Origin of the sequence: Streptomyces sp. NBC_00104, from assembly GCF_045160825.1 — a bacterium.
Lineage (GTDB): Bacteria > Actinomycetota > Actinomycetes > Streptomycetales > Streptomycetaceae > Streptomyces.
This window is the reverse complement of sequence record NZ_CP108215.1, coordinates 1,854,880-1,871,229: the sequence shown is the minus strand read 5'-3', so window position 1 is coordinate 1,871,229 and position 16,350 is coordinate 1,854,880. Positions and strand designations below refer to the sequence as shown.

Sequence of the window (16,350 nt, the reverse complement as noted above, 5' to 3'; positions counted from 1 at the left end):
CCCCGCGCCCTTGACCTTGCCGCCGTACCCCCTTGCTATGAGATCGAGGAGTTTTGCCGTGAGTGAGCACGTCGAGTGGAGCGAGCCGGAAGTGGCTGCCGCTCCGGTGGCCGCTGCCCTCACTCCCGCTGACGCCGCCGATGCCGCTCGGCTCGTCGCCTTCGGGCTTCAGCCGAAGCTGCAGCCCGCCCGGGACCAGGAGTACGGGGAGTTGCTGCGGCGGTATCGGGAGGATCCGGCGTTCGCGCGGCTCGCCGATGCCGTGGCCACCGGGCTGGGGCTGGTCGTGCTGGAGGTGTCGCCGCGGGCCGGGATGGCGGTGACGGCGGCCGAGGACTCGGTGTTCGCGGTGCGGATGGGGGACTACGCGCGGCGGACGTCGGCGGACTCGGTGGACCGCTTCCTGCACGGACTGGCGCATCTCGCGGTGGCCGCGATGGCGTTTCCGCGGCCGGAGGACCTCGCGGACGACGGGTACATCGGGCGGGTCTCGGTCAACGGGGTCGACGCCTTCGTGCGGCAGGCCTGTCGGCGGCTGGAGGAACGGGCCGAGGAGCAGGGGGAGAACACCGACCCGGCCTCCGACGCGCCGGGCCTGGAGTCCGCCTGGCGGATCTGGGCGAGACGCAGCTCCACCGGGGCCACCAAGGACGCGCGCCGGCTGGCCGGGTCCACCACCGGCATCATCGGCAAGGCGGTGGGCTTCCTGACCGACTCGGGGTTCCTCCAGCGCACGGGGGACGACAACGGCGGGACGTATCGGACGACCGCGCGCTATCAGCTCCAGGTGCGGGACATGGCGGGCAGTGCCGCGATGGCCGAACTGCTGGAGCTGGGCATCGTGCCGGTCACCGACGGCTCCGCCACGCTGCTGCCCGCCGACGACACCGACGATCTGGAGCTGGTGGCCGACGCCGGCCTGCCGTTCCACTCCTGATCCCCGCCCCCTTCCGTATCCCTGCTTCACGCACCACCGACCGCACCACCCTTACGACCGCGAAAGTCCGCCGCCATGTACGAGCTGTCCCGGGTCCGCCTCTACTCCATCGGGCCGGCAGGTGCGCGTTACGCCGACACCGTGCTGGACCTGAGGGGTGTGGGCGAGTTCGTGCCCGATCCCGCGCCGCAGCAGGCGGAGTTCTTCGAGGAGGAGCCGACCGGACCGCCGCGCAGGCCGGCTCCGGCCGGTGTGCTCTTCCTGGAGAACGGCGGCGGCAAGTCCGTCCTGCTCAAGCTGATCTTCTCGGTGATGCTGCCGGGCCACCGGAACACCCTGGGCGGTGCCAGCTCGGGTGTGCTCCGGAAGTTCCTGCTGGCGGACGACTGCGGGCACGTCGCGCTGGAGTGGCAGCACACGCTGACCGGCGAGTGTGTCGTGGTGGGCAAGGCGAGCGAGTGGCGGGGACGTCAGGTCTCCAACGATCCGCGGAAGTTCGCCGAGGCCTGGTACTCCTTCCGGCCCGGCCCGGGACTGAGCCTGGACAACCTGCCCGTCGCCGAGTCCACCGCCGTACGGCCGCCCGTCGAGGGCGCGTCCGGGGCGCAGGGGCGGCGGCGGACCATGAAGGGCTTCCGGGACGCCATCACCGAGGCGGGCAAGGCGTATCCGCACCTCGAAGTGCACTGGGAGGAGATCCACGACCGCTGGAACGAGCATCTGACGGACCTGGGCCTCGACCCCGAACTCTTCCGCTACCAGCGGGAGATGAACGCCGACGAGGGTGAGGCCGCCGGCCTCTTCGCGGTGAAGAAGGACTCCGACTTCACCGACCTGCTGCTGCGGGCCGTCACCGACACCCGGGACACGGACGGGCTGGCCGACCTGGTCGGCGGGTTCGGCAACAAGCTCGGGCGACGGGCCGAGTTGATCGCCGAGCGCGACTTCACGGCCGGGTCCGTGGACCTGCTGGGCCGGATCGTCGAGGCCGCCGAGGGGCGGTCACGGGCCCGGGACGTCCACGCGGGCGCCGAGCGGCGCACCCGCACCCTGGTCCGGCGGCTGTCCGCGCGGGCCGCGCGGGAGCGGCTGCGGGGCACCGATCTCGCCCAGCGGGTCACCGCCGCCGCGTACGCGGTCACGCATTCCGAGGCCGCCCGCGACCGCAGCGCGCTGATCGCGGCCGAACTGGCCTACCGGCACGCCTCGTTGGCGCTGGCCGCCGCCGAGAAGTCGGCCGCCGCGCAGAAGCGGGAGCTGGCCGACGCGCGCACCCTGCACTCCGCCTGGCAGGCGGCCGAGGCCGTGCTCAGGCACCGGGCCGCCGCCGACCGGGTCGCCCGCGTGTCCGCCGCCATCCAGGAGGCCGAACGCGACGCCGCCCCGGCGCTCGCCGCCCGCGCCAAGGCCGCCGTCGACCTCGTACGCGCCCTGGCCGCCGCCGCCGCGAGCGCCGAGGATCTGGCGAACGAGGGCGAGGAGCGGTCGGCCGCCCTGCAGGAGGTCGGCGAGGCCGCGCACCGGGACTCGACCGTCGCGGCCACCGAGGCGCAGCGCGCCCGTAGCGAGGTCGGGCACCTGAAGCAGCGGCTCAGCGAGGTCGAGCAGGAGACTGCCGAAGCCGTCCGCGCCGGCTGGCTCGACGACAGCGCGCCCGACGCCGATCCGGCCAGGGCCGCCCTCGCCGCCAGCGACGCCGAGAAGACGGCCGTCGCCGCCTGGGACACCGCACGCGAGGCCTCGCGCCGCGCCTCCGAGCACGCCCGGGAAGCGGCCTCCGCCGAGTCCCGCGCGGAGCTGACGGCCGCACGCGCGGCCGACGCGGCGACCGCCGCCGAGCGCGCGTACGACGGGGAGCGGCGTACGGCGCAGGCCCTGGCGGCGGAGGAGCGGCTGGCGGAGCTGCTGAGCCTGCCCGACACGACCGGCAGGGCGCGGGCCGGGGTGCCCGTACCGCGCAGAGGAGACGCGGCCGACGGCGGCGCGGGCAACGCCGCCGAGTCGGCGGCCGGCTCCCGTACGGCCTCCGGTTCCGCCGACGCCACGCGCGCCCCCGCCGAAGGCCCCCTCACCCCCGAGGAACTGGACCGCTTCGCCGACGAGCTGCGTGAACTGCTCGACGAGAACGTGTCGTCCGCCGAGCGCCACCTCTTCGAGCTGCGCACCGCCGCGGCCGACGACTCCCGCATCCTCGGTGCCCTCGGCGACGGTGGGCTGCTGCCGCCGGGACCGGACGTCCTGGCGACCGTCGAGTTCCTCGGCGAGCACGGCATCCCGGCCCTCCCCGGCTGGCGGTACCTCGCCCAGGCCGTGGACCCCGCCGACCACGCGCGCGTGCTGGCCGCGCGCCCGGAGCTGGTCGACGGCGTGATCATCACCGACCCGGACTCGCACGCCCGGGCCCGCGAGGCGCTGAGCGACGCCGCGCTGCTCCCGAGGTCCGCCGTGGCCGTCGGCACGGCCGCCGCCCTGCTGGCACCCACGCCGCCCCTGGACGCGGGCGGCGGCCCCGCCGCCGACGTGTTCCTGGTACCGCCGAACCCCGCCATGCACGACGAGCACGCCGCCGACGAGGAGCGGCAGACGCTGCGCGCGCGGGCCACCGAGCGGGACGAGGAGATCCGGGAGCTCGCGGCCAGGCTCGGCAAGGACCGGGAGCTGGCGGCCCGGCTCTCCTCGTGGCGCACGGGGTGCCCGGCGGGCAGGCTCACCGAGCTGGCCGCGGCCGCGCGGGAGACGCGCGGGTTCGCCGAGGAGGCGGAGACGGAGCTCTCGGAGGCGCGGACCGTGCGGGCCGAGGCCGAGGAGGCGGCCGCCGAGGCGGCCCAGGTGCGCGACGAGCGGCAGGAGGCCGCACAGAAGGCCCGCCGTGCCGCCGACGCCCTCGCCGGACTCGCCTTCCGGCTGCGGGAGCGCGCCGGCTGGCAGGTCAAGCTCCGTGAACTCGCCGACGAGGCCACCGAGTCCGAGGCCCGCGCCCAGTCATGCCTGGAGCGGGCCCGCGCCGCGGACGAGGACCGCCGCGCCACCCAGCGCGGCGCCGACGACGCCCGCCGCACGGCGCGTGCGCTGCGCGCCGAGCGCGCGGAGATCGCGGGCGCCCCCGACGACGTACCGGAGACGGACTCCGACGGGCCGAAGCAGCCCCTCGCGGCCCTCCGCGAGGCCTACCGCGCCGCTTCCCAGCTGTACGAGAAGGTCGGCGTCGGCGCCGACCTGCGGGCGGAGCAGGCGCGGGCCGAGAGCGACGAGAGCTCCGCGATCGCCGAGCTCGACCGGCTGACCAACAAGGTCCGCAACCGCGCCGAGCAACTGCTCCAGTCGCCCGACGGCTCCGACGGACCCTCCCGGCAGGCGGCGGCCTCGCGTGCCGAGGAACTCGTCCAGCTCCTCGAAACCCGGGTGTCCACCGCGAGCGAGCAGCTCGGACGGCTGCGCGGCGAGGCCGAGCGGCTCGCGCCCGAGGACGGCGAGGCGCACACCGAGCTCCCTGAGGAGCTGCTCCCGCGCGACGCCGACCACGCCCAGGCCCTGCTGCGCACCGCCACCGCCGAACTGGCCTCCCGCGCCGAGGCGTTGACCCAGGCCCGCGAGGCCCACGCCGAACTGCTGGAGTCCCACCGCGCCGCCCAGGACGCGGCAGGCGGCTTCGACGAGACCGCCGCCCTCCTCCGGGACCTCCTGCGCGACCACTCCACGGACGACGACCAGGACGAGCCCGAGCCCTACCCGGGCGGCCCCGAAGAGGCCCGCAGCGCCGCCGCCGAGGCCCGCCGCTCCCTGCGCGCCTGCGCCGCCGACCTCTCCGCGGCGGAGGGCTCCGTACGCGAGGCCTGCGACGTCCTCGTCCGCCACGCCAACTCCACCCGCTACGAGCAGGTCCGCACCCCGGCCCGCCAGCAGATCCGCGAGCTGCCCGCCTCCTCGCTCCCCGAGCACGCCCAGAAGTGGGCCGACGCCTTCGCACCCCGGCTCCGGGTCCTCACCGACGAGCTGGCCCAGCTGGAGCGCAACCGGGACTCGATCGTCGACCGGCTGCGGGGCCTCGTGGAATCGGCCCTCGCGACCCTCCGCTCCGCCCAGCGGCTGTCCAGGCTCCCCGAGGGTCTGGGGGAGTGGTCCGGCCAGGAGTTCCTCCGCATCCGCTTCGAGGAGCCCGACCAGGCCACCCTCACCGAGCGCCTCGGCGAGGTCGTCGACGAGGCGACCCGCGCGGCCGTGAAGAAGAACTCCGACATGCGCCGTGACGGCATGTCCCTGCTGCTGAGGGGCGTCAGCGCCGCGCTCCAGCCGAAGGGCGTGGCCGTGGAGATCCTCAAGCCGGACGCCGTGCTGAGGGCCGAGCGCGTCCCCGTGGGCCAGATGGGCGACGTCTTCTCCGGCGGCCAGCTGCTCACCGCCGCCATCGCCCTCTACTGCACGATGGCCGCGCTGCGGAGCAACGACCGGGGGAGGGACAAGCACCGCCATGCCGGCACCCTGTTCCTCGACAACCCCATCGGCCGCGCCAACGCGACCTACCTGCTGGAACTCCAGCGAGCGGTCTCGGACGCCCTCGGCGTCCAACTCCTGTACACCACCGGCCTTTTCGACACCACGGCCCTGGCCGAGTTCCCCCTGGTCATCCGCCTGCGCAACGACGCCGACCTACGGGCGGGCCTGAAGTACATCAGCGTCGAGGAACACCTCCGCCCGGGACTGCCCAAGCAGCCCCAGGCGGGGGAGGTGGCACATACGGAGATCACCGCGACACGCATGTACAAGAGGCCCACTACAGCCGCCCCTTGAGGGGCGCGGGGAACCGCGCGACCGGCCACGACGGACCCGCAGCCGCCCCACGCCCCGAAGCACAGCCCCGTTAACAGCCCCGTTAGGCGTCGGCTTTCAAGAGATCCGCACACTTCTCGCCGATCATCATCGTCGTGATACACGGATTCACGGTCACCAGATCCGGCATCACCGACCCGTCCGCCACCCGCAGCCCCTCGATCCCCTTCACGCGCAGCCGCGCGTCCAGCGGAGCCGAGGCGTCGTCGTCCGCCCCCATCTTCACCGTGCAGGCCGGGTGGTAGACGGTGTTGTGGGTCTTGCGGATGTAGTCGAGCAGCTCGTCGTCGGTCCGGACGTCCGGACCGGGCGCCAGCTCGGCTCCGGCCCACCCGCTCAGCGCCGGCTGCGCCGCGATCTGCCGGGCGAGCCGCAGGCCGTACGTCATCACGCGCACGTCGTGCTCGTGCGTGAAGTAGCGCGGGTCGACCTTCGGCTTGTCCCGGTAGTCCCGGGTGCGCAACCGCACGGTGCCCCGGGACTTCGCCCGCGTCACGTTCGGCGTCAGACAGAACGCGTTCTCGGACGTGGGGTATCCATGCCGGGCCGTGTTCATGTCGAACGGCACGGACCCGTAGTGGAACATCAGGTCCGGCCGGTCCAGGCCCGGTTCGGTGTCGTAGAAGATGCCCGCCTCCCACCACTGGTTGGACGTGGTGGGCATCGGCTGTGCGGCCTCCCACATGATCACGCCCTCGGGGTGGTCCTGGAGGTTCTCGCCGACACCCGCCGAGTCCACGACCACGTCGACCCCCACCTCGCGCAGTTGTGCGGCGGGGCCGATGCCCGAGAGCATCAGGATCTTCGGTGTGTCGATGGCACCGCAGGAGACGATGACCTCACGCCGGGCGCGCACCGTCCGGGTGTGGATGAGGTCAGGGTCCAGATACTCGGCACCGACGCAGCGCCGCCCGTCCAGCACCAGCTTCTTGGCACGGACCCCGGTGCGTACCTCCAGGTTCGGGCGCTTGCCCATGATCGGGTGCAGATACGCCACCGACGAGGACTGCCGGATGTTGTTCTCGTCGGAGTTGATCTGGAACCAGTTGGCGCCCCGGACCACCGTCGTTCCCGCATTGAACGGCGTCGTCGGGATACCCGCCTGGACGCACGCCTCCAGCAGGGCGTTGCCGCACGGGTCCTCGCTCTTGATGGTGCGGAGCTTCACCGGGCCGGTGCGGCCGTGGTGGTCGCCGGGCGCGTCGTTGGTCTCCAGGCGCTGGTAGAGCGGGAAGAGGTCGGCCGCGGACCAGCCCGTACAGCCCGCGGCCGCCCAGTCGTCGAGGTCCTCGGCCGGTGCCCAGAAGGCGATACAGGAGTTGTGGGACGAACAGCCGCCGAGGACCTTCGCCCTCGCGTGCCGCATGAAGCTGTTGCCGCTGGCCTGCGGCTCGACCGGGTAGTCCCAGTCGTATCCGGACTCCAGCAGGCCCATCCAGCGTTCCAGTTTCAGGACGTCGTCGTCGCCGACGTCGCTGGGGCCCGCCTCCAGGACGCACACCGTGACCGACGGGTCCTCGGAGAGTCTGGCCGCGACCACGTTTCCCGCGGTACCGCCGCCGACCACGACATAGTCGAACTCATCTGCTTTCATGGGGAGTTGGCCTCCTGTGCGCTGTGCTGCTGTGCTGAGTCGGGTTGTCGGGAGACGGCTCTCAGTCGGCCGCCGGGGAGGCGAGGGGCGTGGCGGGCGGGATGGTCCCGGACCCGGACTCGGCGGCCACGCGGTGCTCGGCGAGCACGCCCGTCCTGTGTCGCTGGATGAACCAGTAGTAGGCGAAACCGCCGCCGGCGATGATCCCGACGAAGAGGACCGCACCCCACTGCAGGTACCAGTGGAACGGGGCGGCCGCGTTGTAGACCGAGGCCCGCGGCCAGATCAGGTTGAGGGTCATGCCCGCGCCCCACACCACGGCGAGGACGTTCACCAGGAGGCCCCAGCGGCCCAGCGAGAACCGGCCGTCCCCGGCGGGCTGCCACTTGCCGCGCAGCCGCGCGACCAGCATCGGCACGGTGACGCCCAGGTACGCCAGGTAGATCATGATGATGCCGATGCTGGTCACCACGGTGAAGATCTGCGGCTGACGGATGTTGACGACCAGGATCCCCAGCGCCAGCACCCCGATGATCACGGTCGGCAGCACCGGCGTCTGGAACTTCGGGTGACACTTGGCCAGCTTCGAGGAGGCGGGCAGGTTGTTGTCGCGGGCCATGGCGAACGCCAGCCGGACCGCCGCCGTGTGCACGGCCAGGGCGCAGACGGTGACCGCGATCAGGACGCACCACAGCATCGCCTTGCCGGCCGTCGGGCCGAGCACGTTGAGCACGATGTACTGCAAGCCGTCCGTGGACAGCTGTTCGCCCTTCAGGCTGGAGACGCTCATCAGCGCCAGCAGCAGGATCAGGCCGCCGAGGAGGAAGGAGGCGATGATCGCCCGGATGATCGCGCGCGGCGCGTTCCGGGTCGGGTCCAGCGACTCCTCACCGAGCGAGGCGGCCGTGTCGAAGCCGTACATGACGTACGCGGACGCCAGCGAGGCCACGAGGAACGCGCCAAGATAGCCGTTGCCGTAACCGTCGCCGGTGCCGTTCGTCTCCAGGACCACCTGCGGGCCCCGGGTGATGTGTACGGCGAACAGCACGATCAGCACGACGGTGGCGATCAGCTCGATGAACACGCCCGCCGTGTTGATCCGGGCCATCAGCTTGACGCCGAAGGCGTTCACCAGGGTGGTGAACAGGATCAACACCGCGGCCAGGATGACCGCGTTGGTCGCCACGTCGTACTTGCCGGTGCCGTCGCCGACGATCTGGAACACGTCGGAGATCTGGGGCAGCGTCAGTTGGTAGGCCAGCGCGACCGCCGCGATCGACACGATGGAGGCGGTCAGCATCATCCAGCCGGCGAGCCAGCCCAGATGCGGGTTGCCTATCTTCTTCGACCAGTTGTAGACCGAGCCCGCCACCGGGTAGCGGGCCGCCAGTTCGGCGAAACAGAGCGCGACCATGAACTGGCCGATGAACACCATCGGCCACGACCACCAGTATGCGGGGCCGCCGCTGGCGAAGCCGAAGTAGAACAGCTGGAAGGTACCGGTCAGGATCGAGATGTAGCTGATCCCGGCGGCGAAGGTGTGGAAGTTGCCGAGGGTGCGCTTGAGTTCGGGTTTGTAGCCGAACTCGGTGAGTTCGGTGTCGTCGGAGGTGTTCTTCGGTCCGGTGGGTTGCTCAATGGTCGTCATGAGCGGACTCCTGGTGGGCCTTGGGGAGGTGGGGGAGCGGCTCTCGCGGGTGCCGAGAAGGGTGGGGTGGGGGGTGCGGTGAGGGAGGGCGGTGCGTGGGGAAGACCAGAAGCTAGGCGAACCAACCCTGCGGTGACGGGTCCGTGTTGCGCCAGATGTGCTTCGCCTCGCGGTACTCGGCGAGCCCCGCGGGCCCGAGCTCACGACCGAAGCCGGACTGCTTGAAACCGCCCCACTCGGCCTGCGGCACATACGGGTGGTAGTCGTTGATCCACACCGTGCCGATCCGGAGCCGGGTCGCGATCCGCTGGGCCCTGGCCTCGTCCGTCGTCCAGACGGCGCCGGCCAGACCGTAGATCGTGTCGTTGGCCAGCCGTACCGCCTCGTCCTCCGTGCTGAACCGTTCCACCGTCAGCACCGGACCGAACGACTCGTCCTGGACCACGGACATCGTGCTCGTGCACTCGTCCAGGACGGTCGGCAGATAGTAGAAGCCCTTGTCGTACGCGTCGCCGCTCGGCCGCTCGCCGCCGCAGCGCAGCACCGCGCCCTCGGCGATGCCCTGGGCGACGTACTCCTCGACCTTCGCGCGATGGGCCGCCGAGATCAGCGGTCCGGTCTGCGCCCGCTCGTCGAACGGGCCACCGAGCCGGATCTCGCGCGCCCGGCGGACGACCTCGTCGACGAACCGGTCGTGCAGCGAGTCCTCCACCAGCAGGCGGGCGCCCGCCGAGCACACCTGCCCCGAGTGCAGGAAGATCGCGGTCAGCGCCATGTCGACGGCCGTGTCGAAGTCGGCGTCGGCGAAGACGATGTTCGGGTTCTTGCCGCCGAGTTCCAGGGCCACCTTCTTCACGCTCGCGGCGGCATTGGCCATCAGGAACCGGCCGGTCTGGAGGCCACCGGTGAAGGAGACCAGGTCCACGTCCGGGTGGTCGGAGAGCGGTGCGCCCGCCTCGGGGCCGGCTCCGAGGACCAGGTTGGCCACGCCCGCGGGCAGCCCGGCCTCCTCCAGGAGGCGCATCAGATGGATCGCGGTGTGCGGGGTCAGCTCGCTCGGCTTCAGTACGAAGGTGTTGCCGGCCGCGATCGCCGGGGCGACCTTCCAGGCCGTCTGGAGGAGGGGGTAGTTCCAGGGGGTGATCAGCGCGCACACCCCGACCGGCTCGTACACGACCCGGCTGTCGACGCCCGCCTGGCCGGTGTCGACGACCCGGCCCGTCTCGGTGGTGGCCGCCCGCCCGAAGTAGCGGAAGCAGTTCGCGATGTCGTCGATGTCGTACTCGCTCTCCACCAGCCGCTTGCCGGTGTCGAGGGACTCCGCGCGGGCGAGCGCGTCCTTGTCGCGTACGAGGAGATCGGCGACCCGAAGCAGCAGGTCACCGCGGTCGGCGGGCGAGGTGGTGGGCCAGGGGCCCTCGTCGAAGGCGCGACGCGCGGCCGCGATCGCCTCCACGGTGTCCTTGGCGCCGGCCTCGTCGACGACCGCGACCAGGCTGCCGTCGGCGGGGCAGCGGATCTCACGGGTCCGCCCGTCGAGCGCGGACCGCCATGCTCCGCCGATGAAAAGTTCGGGCATGTCTCTCGTTCCTCCTGGTCAGCGCCGTACGGCAGGCGCCCTAGCGGCTGAGCGTCTAACCGGAAGACCGCGTTCTATGCCCAAGAGGGAGTCAAATGTGACAGTCGACACGCCTCGCCAGAAGTCTGGACATCCGAGGGAACCGCTCTCACCTGCTGCGGCAGCCACTCGCGAGTTACCCCGATGCGGTGCTGGTGTCGACCAGCACACCACCCGTCGGCCGCGCCCGCGAGGCCCTGGCCGCCCTCGCCGAGGGGCCGACCTGGAGGAGGCGGCTCGCCGGCCGCCCGGAGGGTGGGCCCATGCGTCGCATGAGCCCACCCCGGCCGTACTACGGGTGCGACAGCTGCCCGGCGCCACCCCGTCGGCGTATCCGCTCCTGCGTGCGCTCCGTCGCCTGCGCATCGCGGCGGGCCCGCCGCCGCTCGCGGCGCAGGGACCGTGCCGTGCTGCTCGGGGTCGAGATCACGCCGTTGCGCTGGTTCCACACCTGGCGGGTGACCCAGACGTCCAGGACGCCCCAGGTCGCCGCGATCGTGCTCGCCACGGTGCTCAGCACCATGGGGAACGCCGGCCAGGAACCCGCGAGGGTGCACAGGAACGCCACCATCGCCTGAATCAGCGTCACCGCGATGATGAGGACCGCCCGCACCGCCGCCGTCCGCACCGGGTCGGGCAGCCGTCGCTTGCGCGCCGGCTCCTCGATCCACAACGGCCGGTAATGCACCAGCTCTTCGTCGCCGCGGGCGGAGAGCCTCCGTTCTTCCACCGCGACGCTCTCCCCCGTCAGGAGGCCGCGATCCGGTGCCTGAGCGCTCCGCGCCGCCACCTCGGGCGTCGCCGCTCCGTCCCCGGGCGCTACGCGCCGCTCCGCCGTGCCCATCAACTCGTCACTCCCCACCGCCGGTGGACCAACAGTCACCGGATCCCGAGACCCGGTCCCCCACTGGTGCCCGACTTCCTCCGATTCACGCCGCCTGGAAGCGGCATGCGGGGTCTGTGGCCCATTCCGCCCCCAACTCCCGTACAGAAAGACGATCGACGTGCGTCGAAGATTCCCAGGCGGCGAAAAAATCCGGCCAACCGGCCAACTTCTCCGACGGGATGCCATGGGTTCAAGTGCCCGACAGCGGGAGGCAATCTCCCCCAATGAACGGACAACTCCCCATGTCTGGTTCGCCTCGGGTGCGGAGCGCGTGCGGCGGGCTCTTCGAGATAGGTGTGAGTCGGTAGTAGGCTCACGCCGTTTGTTGACGCACATGTGTGCCCCCGGGCCTGGCGGGGGTCGAGCTGGGGGAGGCCATGCGCTTTCGCGGGAAATCGATCCGCCGGAAGATCGTGGCGCTGTTGCTCGTGCCCCTGGTGGCCCTGACCGGTGTCTGGACGTTCGCCACGGTGCTGACGGGCCGTGAGGCGAGCGATCTCTTCAGGGTGGCGGACATCGTCGAGGAGGTCGGCTTCCCCACCGAGGACACCATCCGTGTGCTCCAGCAGGAACGCCGCCAGACCCTCGTCTACCTCGCCGACCCCGGGGCCTCCGAGGCGCTCACCGCCCTCGACCGCAGCCGGGCCGCCACGGACAAGTCCGTCGAGGAGTTCCGCGAACACGCCCAGGACGCCGAGCTGCGGGACGAGATGGGCGAGGCCACCTCGCTGCAGCTCACGGCGATCCTGGACGCCCTCGACGGTCTGCCGTCCCTGCGGACCAGCGTCGAGAACGGCACGGTCCCCGTCCCGGAGGCCCTCCGCTTCTACAACGAGCTCGTCGACCCCTGCTTCACGCTGCTGTCCGACCTCCCCGCGCTCGACGACGTGGAGATGGACAAGCAGGGCCGCGCCCTGGTCAATGTCGGCCGCGCCCGCGAACTCCTCTCCCGTGAGGACGCCCTGCTCAGCTCGGTGCTGGTCGCGAACCGGATCACCCAGGACGAGATCCGCGACTTCTCCGACCTCGTCGCCCAGCGCACCCTGATGTACGACATCAGCCTGCCGCAGCTGCCCGCCTCCGAGCGCGACCGCTTCTACGGCTACTGGAAGAACGCGAGCACCGCGCCCCTGCGCTCGGTCGAACAGGCCGTCATCGGCTCCGATCCCGGCAAGCCCACCGGTGTGACCGCGAAGAGCTGGGACACCTCGGTCGAGCCCGTGCTCGCCGACCTCCGCGACCTCAGCCTCGAGGCGGGCGACCGCTATCAGGACCGCGTGCGCCCGCTGGCCACCGACGTCATCCTGAAGGCCGCCGTATCCGGGGTCCTCGGCCTCTTCGCCCTGCTCGTCTCGCTCTTCATGTCCGTCCGCATCGGCCGCGTCCTCATCCGCGACCTGCGCCGGCTCCGCCAGGAGGCCCACGACACCGCCGGGGTCCGGCTGCCCAGCGTGATGCGCCGGCTCGCCGCGGGCGAACAGGTCGACGTGGAGACCGAGGTGCCGCGCCTGGAGTACGACAAGAATGAGATCGGCGAGGTCAGCCAGGCCCTCAACACCCTGCAGCGGGCGGCCGTCGAGGCCGCCGTCAAGCAGTCCGAACTCCGCAGCGGCATCTCCGAGGTCTTCGTCAACCTCGCCCGCCGCAGTCAGGTCCTGCTCCACAAGCAGCTCACCCTCCTCGACACCATGGAACGCCGGACCGAGGACACCGACGAACTCGCCGACCTGTTCCGCCTGGACCACCTGACGACCCGTATGCGCCGGCACGCGGAGGGCCTGGTCATCCTCTCCGGCGCCGCCCCGTCCCGGCAGTGGCGCAAGCCCATCCAGCTCATGGACGTCGTCCGCGCGGCCGTCGCCGAGGTCGAGGACTACGAGCGGATCGAGGTCCGCCGCCTGCCCCGGGTCGCCGTGACCGGCCCCGCGGTCGCCGACCTCACCCACCTCGTGGCCGAACTCCTGGAGAACGCCACGGTGTTCTCGCCCCCGCACACCGCCGTGCAGGTGCACGGCGAGCGCGTCGCCAACGGCTTCACCCTGGAGATCCACGACCGGGGCCTCGGCATGTCGGCCGAGTCGCTCCTCGACGCCAACCTCAAGCTCGCCGAGACCCCCGACTTCGAACTCTCCGACACCGACCGGCTCGGTCTCTTCGTGGTCAGCCGGCTCGCCCAGCGGCAGAAGGTCCGCGTCTCCCTCCAGCCCTCCCCGTACGGCGGCACCACGGCCGTGGTGTTCATCCCGGACGCCCTGCTCACCGACGACGTCCCCGACACCAACGGCATCGGCTTCCGTCTCGACCGCGCCCACCCCACCCGCGAGGCCGAACTGGAGGAGGAGCGCAACGCGGCGCTCTCCCAGGTGCCGGTCCGGCTTCCCGGGCTCACCTCCGCCATCCTGGACGGCCCGGTGGAACTGGAGGCCCCGGTCGACCTGGAGCCTCTGGGCGGTTTCCCGGGCGCCCTGACCGACGAGGACGCCGAGCGGAGCGGCCTGTTCCGGCCCCGCCGCTCCCTCACCGGCGTCGCCGACGAGCAGCAGCGGGCTGCCCGTGACGGCGAAGGGCAGCAGGCCCCGCTCACCGATCCCGACCCGACGCTCGGCCCCGTCCCGCTGCCCCAGCGCCGGACCCCGCACCTCGTCAGCTCGCACGGCCGTTCGGTGACCGGGTCCAGGTCGAGGCACACGGAGGACGAGCCCGAGCAGGGCCGTACGCCCGGTCCCGAGCAGGGTGCCGAAACGCGGCCGCTCACCGCCCTGCGCGGTGACCGCGCCGAACCGCCGGTCCACCCCGGAACCGACCGCCCCGGACCCGCCGTCCCCCCGGGGGCGCACCCCGCCGGAGCGCGGCCCCCAGGCGGGTACGAGGGCCACGCCCTGCCCCAGCGCCGCCGTACGCCCCCTTCGGACGACGCCGCCCCGACGACCTCGCAGTACGGGGTGGGCGAGCCCACCCCGCGCACGGACACGACGACCGACCAGGCAGAATCAACGTCGAGCCCGCTGCCCCGTCGCGTCCGACAGGCCAGCCTGGCACCGCAGTTGAAGGACGGCCCCGACCGGCGTGCCGAACGCGACAGGTCCCGTCCCGAGCGGCGCCCGGACCTCGGCGAACGCGACGCCGACGAGGTACGCAGCCGTATGGCCTCGCTCCAACGGGGTTGGCAGCGCGGCCGCGAGGAGAACGCCGAGGGCGACGACGCCCACGACGTCTCAGCACCACGAGGAACGACTAAGGGGGACGGTCGATGACCGCACCGAAGGCCGAGGGGCCCACCGCGACCGGCACGTCCGGCGAGCTGAACTGGCTCCTGGACGACCTGGTGGAGCGCGTCGCCAGCATCCGCAAGGCGCTCGTGCTCTCCAGCGACGGACTGCCCACGGGCGTCTCCAACGACCTCACCAGGGAGGACAGCGAGCATCTGGCCGCCGTCTCCTCCGGATTCCACAGCCTCGCCAAGGGCGTCGGCCGGCACTTCGAGGCGGGCAGTGTCCGGCAGACCGTCGTCGAACTCGACGAGGCCTTCCTCTTCGTCACGGCGGCCGGCGACGGCAGCTGCCTCGCCGTCCTGGCCGACGCCGACGCCGACATCGGTCAGGTGGCCTACGAGATGACCCTCCTGGTCAAGCGGGTCGGGGTACATCTGGGCTCCGCCCCGCGCACCGATGTGCCCCAGGGCGGGTAGTGGGATGGCATGAGCCGAGACGGTCAGGGAAGAAGCCACTGGTTCGACGACGAGGCCGGACCAGTGGTGCGTCCGTACGCGATGACGCGCGGCCGGACCAACCACGCGATCCAGCACCGCCTCGACCTGATCGCCGTGGTCGTCACGGAACCGCACGTCGACGACCGGGAGGAGGACCACTCCCTCTCCCCTGAGCACGTCCGTATCGTCGAGCTCTGCCGTGACACCCCCCAGTCGGTGGCCGAACTGGCCGCCGACCTGGACCTCCCCATCGGAGTGGTCCGCGTCCTCGTCGGAGACCTCGTGGACGAGGAACTCGTCCACGTGACCCGCCCCGTACCGCCTGCCGAGCTGGTGGACGAGAGCATCCTGCGCGACGTGATCAATGGCCTCCGGGCGCTCTGAGCAGCGCGTTCACGAGCCGTCAGCGAAACCCTGGGCGGCGGGGGCCACGGCCCACCCGTCGCGCGACAACCACCAGCAGGAGAAGAGACCGATGATCCTCGGGCGCTCTGAGCGCGGCAAACCTCCGGTCGAGCCCGTCACGCTCAAGATCCTCGTGGCGGGCGGCTTCGGTGTGGGCAAGACGACCTGCGTCGGCGCGGTCAGCGAGATCAAGCCGCTGCGCACCGAGGAGGTGCTCACCGAGGCGGGCCGCCCGGTCGACGACACCAGGGGCGTGGAGAACAAGACGACCACCACCGTCGCCATGGACTTCGGCCGCATCACCCTCCGCGAGGACCTCGTCCTGTACCTGTTCGGCACCCCCGGCCAGGACCGCTTCTGGTTCCTCTGGGACGAACTCGCCTCCGGTGCCCTCGGCGCCGTGGTGCTCGTCGACACACGTCGCCTGGAGGACTGCTTTGCCGCCGTCGACTACTTCGAACGGCGCTCCATACCCTTCGTGATCGGCGTCAACTGCTTCGACGAGGCCGCGCGTTACCCGGCCGAGACCGTCCGCCGGGCCCTCGACCTCGACCCGGACGTGCCGGTCGTGCTGTGCGACGCGCGTCAGCGGGACTCGGTCAAGGACGTCCTGGTCTCCGTCGTCCGGCACGCGATGGCCTACGCGGCGGAGCACCGCCAGCCCCTCACCACCTGAGGCACGGCCCGTACCCCCGCCGACAGGGGTACGAGCCGTGGCCATGGGCA

General features: G+C 72.0%; 10 protein-coding genes. 6 read left to right on the top strand and 4 right to left on the bottom strand.

Annotation, left to right across the window (positions count from 1 at the left end):
* Positions 1 to 58 precede the first annotated feature (58 nt).
* Positions 59 to 937 carry a hypothetical protein gene (locus OG272_RS08100; RefSeq protein WP_326584185.1) on the top strand — a complete coding sequence of 293 codons (879 nt, stop codon included), beginning with the start codon at positions 59 to 61 and terminating at the stop codon, positions 935 to 937.
* Positions 938 to 1,012: 75 nt separating this feature from the next.
* Positions 1,013 to 5,725 carry a hypothetical protein gene (locus tag OG272_RS08095; protein WP_405892967.1) on the top strand — a complete coding sequence of 1,571 codons (4,713 nt, stop codon included), beginning with the start codon at positions 1,013 to 1,015 and terminating at the stop codon, positions 5,723 to 5,725.
* Between the two features lie 82 nt (positions 5,726 to 5,807).
* On the opposite strand, the gene OG272_RS08090 is transcribed toward OG272_RS08095, so the two are convergent.
* The 4 genes from OG272_RS08090 to OG272_RS08075 form a co-directional block, all read right to left on the bottom strand.
* Positions 5,808 to 7,358, bottom strand: coding sequence for a GMC family oxidoreductase N-terminal domain-containing protein (locus OG272_RS08090; RefSeq protein WP_326584187.1), 1,551 nt, complete (start codon positions 7,356 to 7,358; stop codon positions 5,808 to 5,810).
* 61 nt (positions 7,359 to 7,419) lie between these two features.
* Complete coding sequence (locus tag OG272_RS08085) at positions 7,420 to 9,006, bottom strand: amino acid permease (protein WP_327730636.1); 1,587 nt, start codon at positions 9,004 to 9,006, stop codon at positions 7,420 to 7,422.
* A gap of 112 nt (positions 9,007 to 9,118) precedes the next feature.
* Positions 9,119 to 10,585, bottom strand: a complete 1,467-nt coding sequence (locus tag OG272_RS08080; RefSeq protein WP_327730637.1) for an aldehyde dehydrogenase family protein — start codon at positions 10,583 to 10,585, stop codon at positions 9,119 to 9,121.
* Between the two features lie 331 nt (positions 10,586 to 10,916).
* A complete protein-coding gene (locus OG272_RS08075) occupies positions 10,917 to 11,468 on the bottom strand; it encodes a hypothetical protein (protein WP_327730638.1) in 552 nt (183 codons plus the stop codon).
* Between the two features lie 419 nt (positions 11,469 to 11,887).
* On the opposite strand from OG272_RS08075, the gene OG272_RS08070 reads away from it, so the two are divergent.
* The 4 genes from OG272_RS08070 (at position 11,888) to OG272_RS08055 (ending at position 16,300) form a co-directional block, all read left to right on the top strand.
* The gene (locus OG272_RS08070) at positions 11,888 to 14,764 is read left to right on the top strand and encodes a nitrate- and nitrite sensing domain-containing protein (protein WP_327730639.1); all 2,877 of its coding nucleotides are present in this window, start codon (positions 11,888 to 11,890) and stop codon (positions 14,762 to 14,764) included.
* On the top strand, positions 14,761 to 15,198 hold the full coding sequence (locus OG272_RS08065; RefSeq protein ID WP_326584192.1) for a roadblock/LC7 domain-containing protein: 438 nt from the start codon (positions 14,761 to 14,763) through the stop codon (positions 15,196 to 15,198). Before OG272_RS08070 ends, OG272_RS08065 begins: the two co-directional genes overlap by 4 nt.
* A gap of 9 nt (positions 15,199 to 15,207) precedes the next feature.
* Positions 15,208 to 15,603, top strand: a complete 396-nt coding sequence (locus OG272_RS08060; protein ID WP_327730640.1) for a DUF742 domain-containing protein — start codon at positions 15,208 to 15,210, stop codon at positions 15,601 to 15,603.
* 91 nt (positions 15,604 to 15,694) lie between these two features.
* The gene (locus tag OG272_RS08055; RefSeq protein WP_326584194.1) at positions 15,695 to 16,300 is read left to right on the top strand and encodes an ATP/GTP-binding protein; all 606 of its coding nucleotides are present in this window, start codon (positions 15,695 to 15,697) and stop codon (positions 16,298 to 16,300) included.
* Positions 16,301 to 16,350: the final 50 nt, after the last annotated feature.

Bases quoted from the DNA above. Each gene is read 5' to 3' on its own strand.
- OG272_RS08080 (WP_327730637.1), bottom strand. From the start codon at position 10,585: ATGCCCGAACTTTTCATCGGCGGAGCATGGCGGTCCGCGCTCGACGGG.
- OG272_RS08065 (WP_326584192.1), top strand. From the start codon at position 14,761: ATGACCGCACCGAAGGCCGAGGGGCCCACCGCGACCGGCACGTCCGGC.
- OG272_RS08075 (WP_327730638.1), bottom strand. From the start codon at position 11,468: ATGGGCACGGCGGAGCGGCGCGTAGCGCCCGGGGACGGAGCGGCGACG.
- OG272_RS08090 (WP_326584187.1), bottom strand. From the start codon at position 7,358: ATGAAAGCAGATGAGTTCGACTATGTCGTGGTCGGCGGCGGTACCGCG.
- OG272_RS08095 (WP_405892967.1), top strand. From the start codon at position 1,013: ATGTACGAGCTGTCCCGGGTCCGCCTCTACTCCATCGGGCCGGCAGGT.
- OG272_RS08055 (WP_326584194.1), top strand. From the start codon at position 15,695: ATGATCCTCGGGCGCTCTGAGCGCGGCAAACCTCCGGTCGAGCCCGTC.
- OG272_RS08060 (WP_327730640.1), top strand. From the start codon at position 15,208: ATGAGCCGAGACGGTCAGGGAAGAAGCCACTGGTTCGACGACGAGGCC.
- OG272_RS08085 (WP_327730636.1), bottom strand. From the start codon at position 9,006: ATGACGACCATTGAGCAACCCACCGGACCGAAGAACACCTCCGACGAC.
- OG272_RS08070 (WP_327730639.1), top strand. From the start codon at position 11,888: ATGCGCTTTCGCGGGAAATCGATCCGCCGGAAGATCGTGGCGCTGTTG.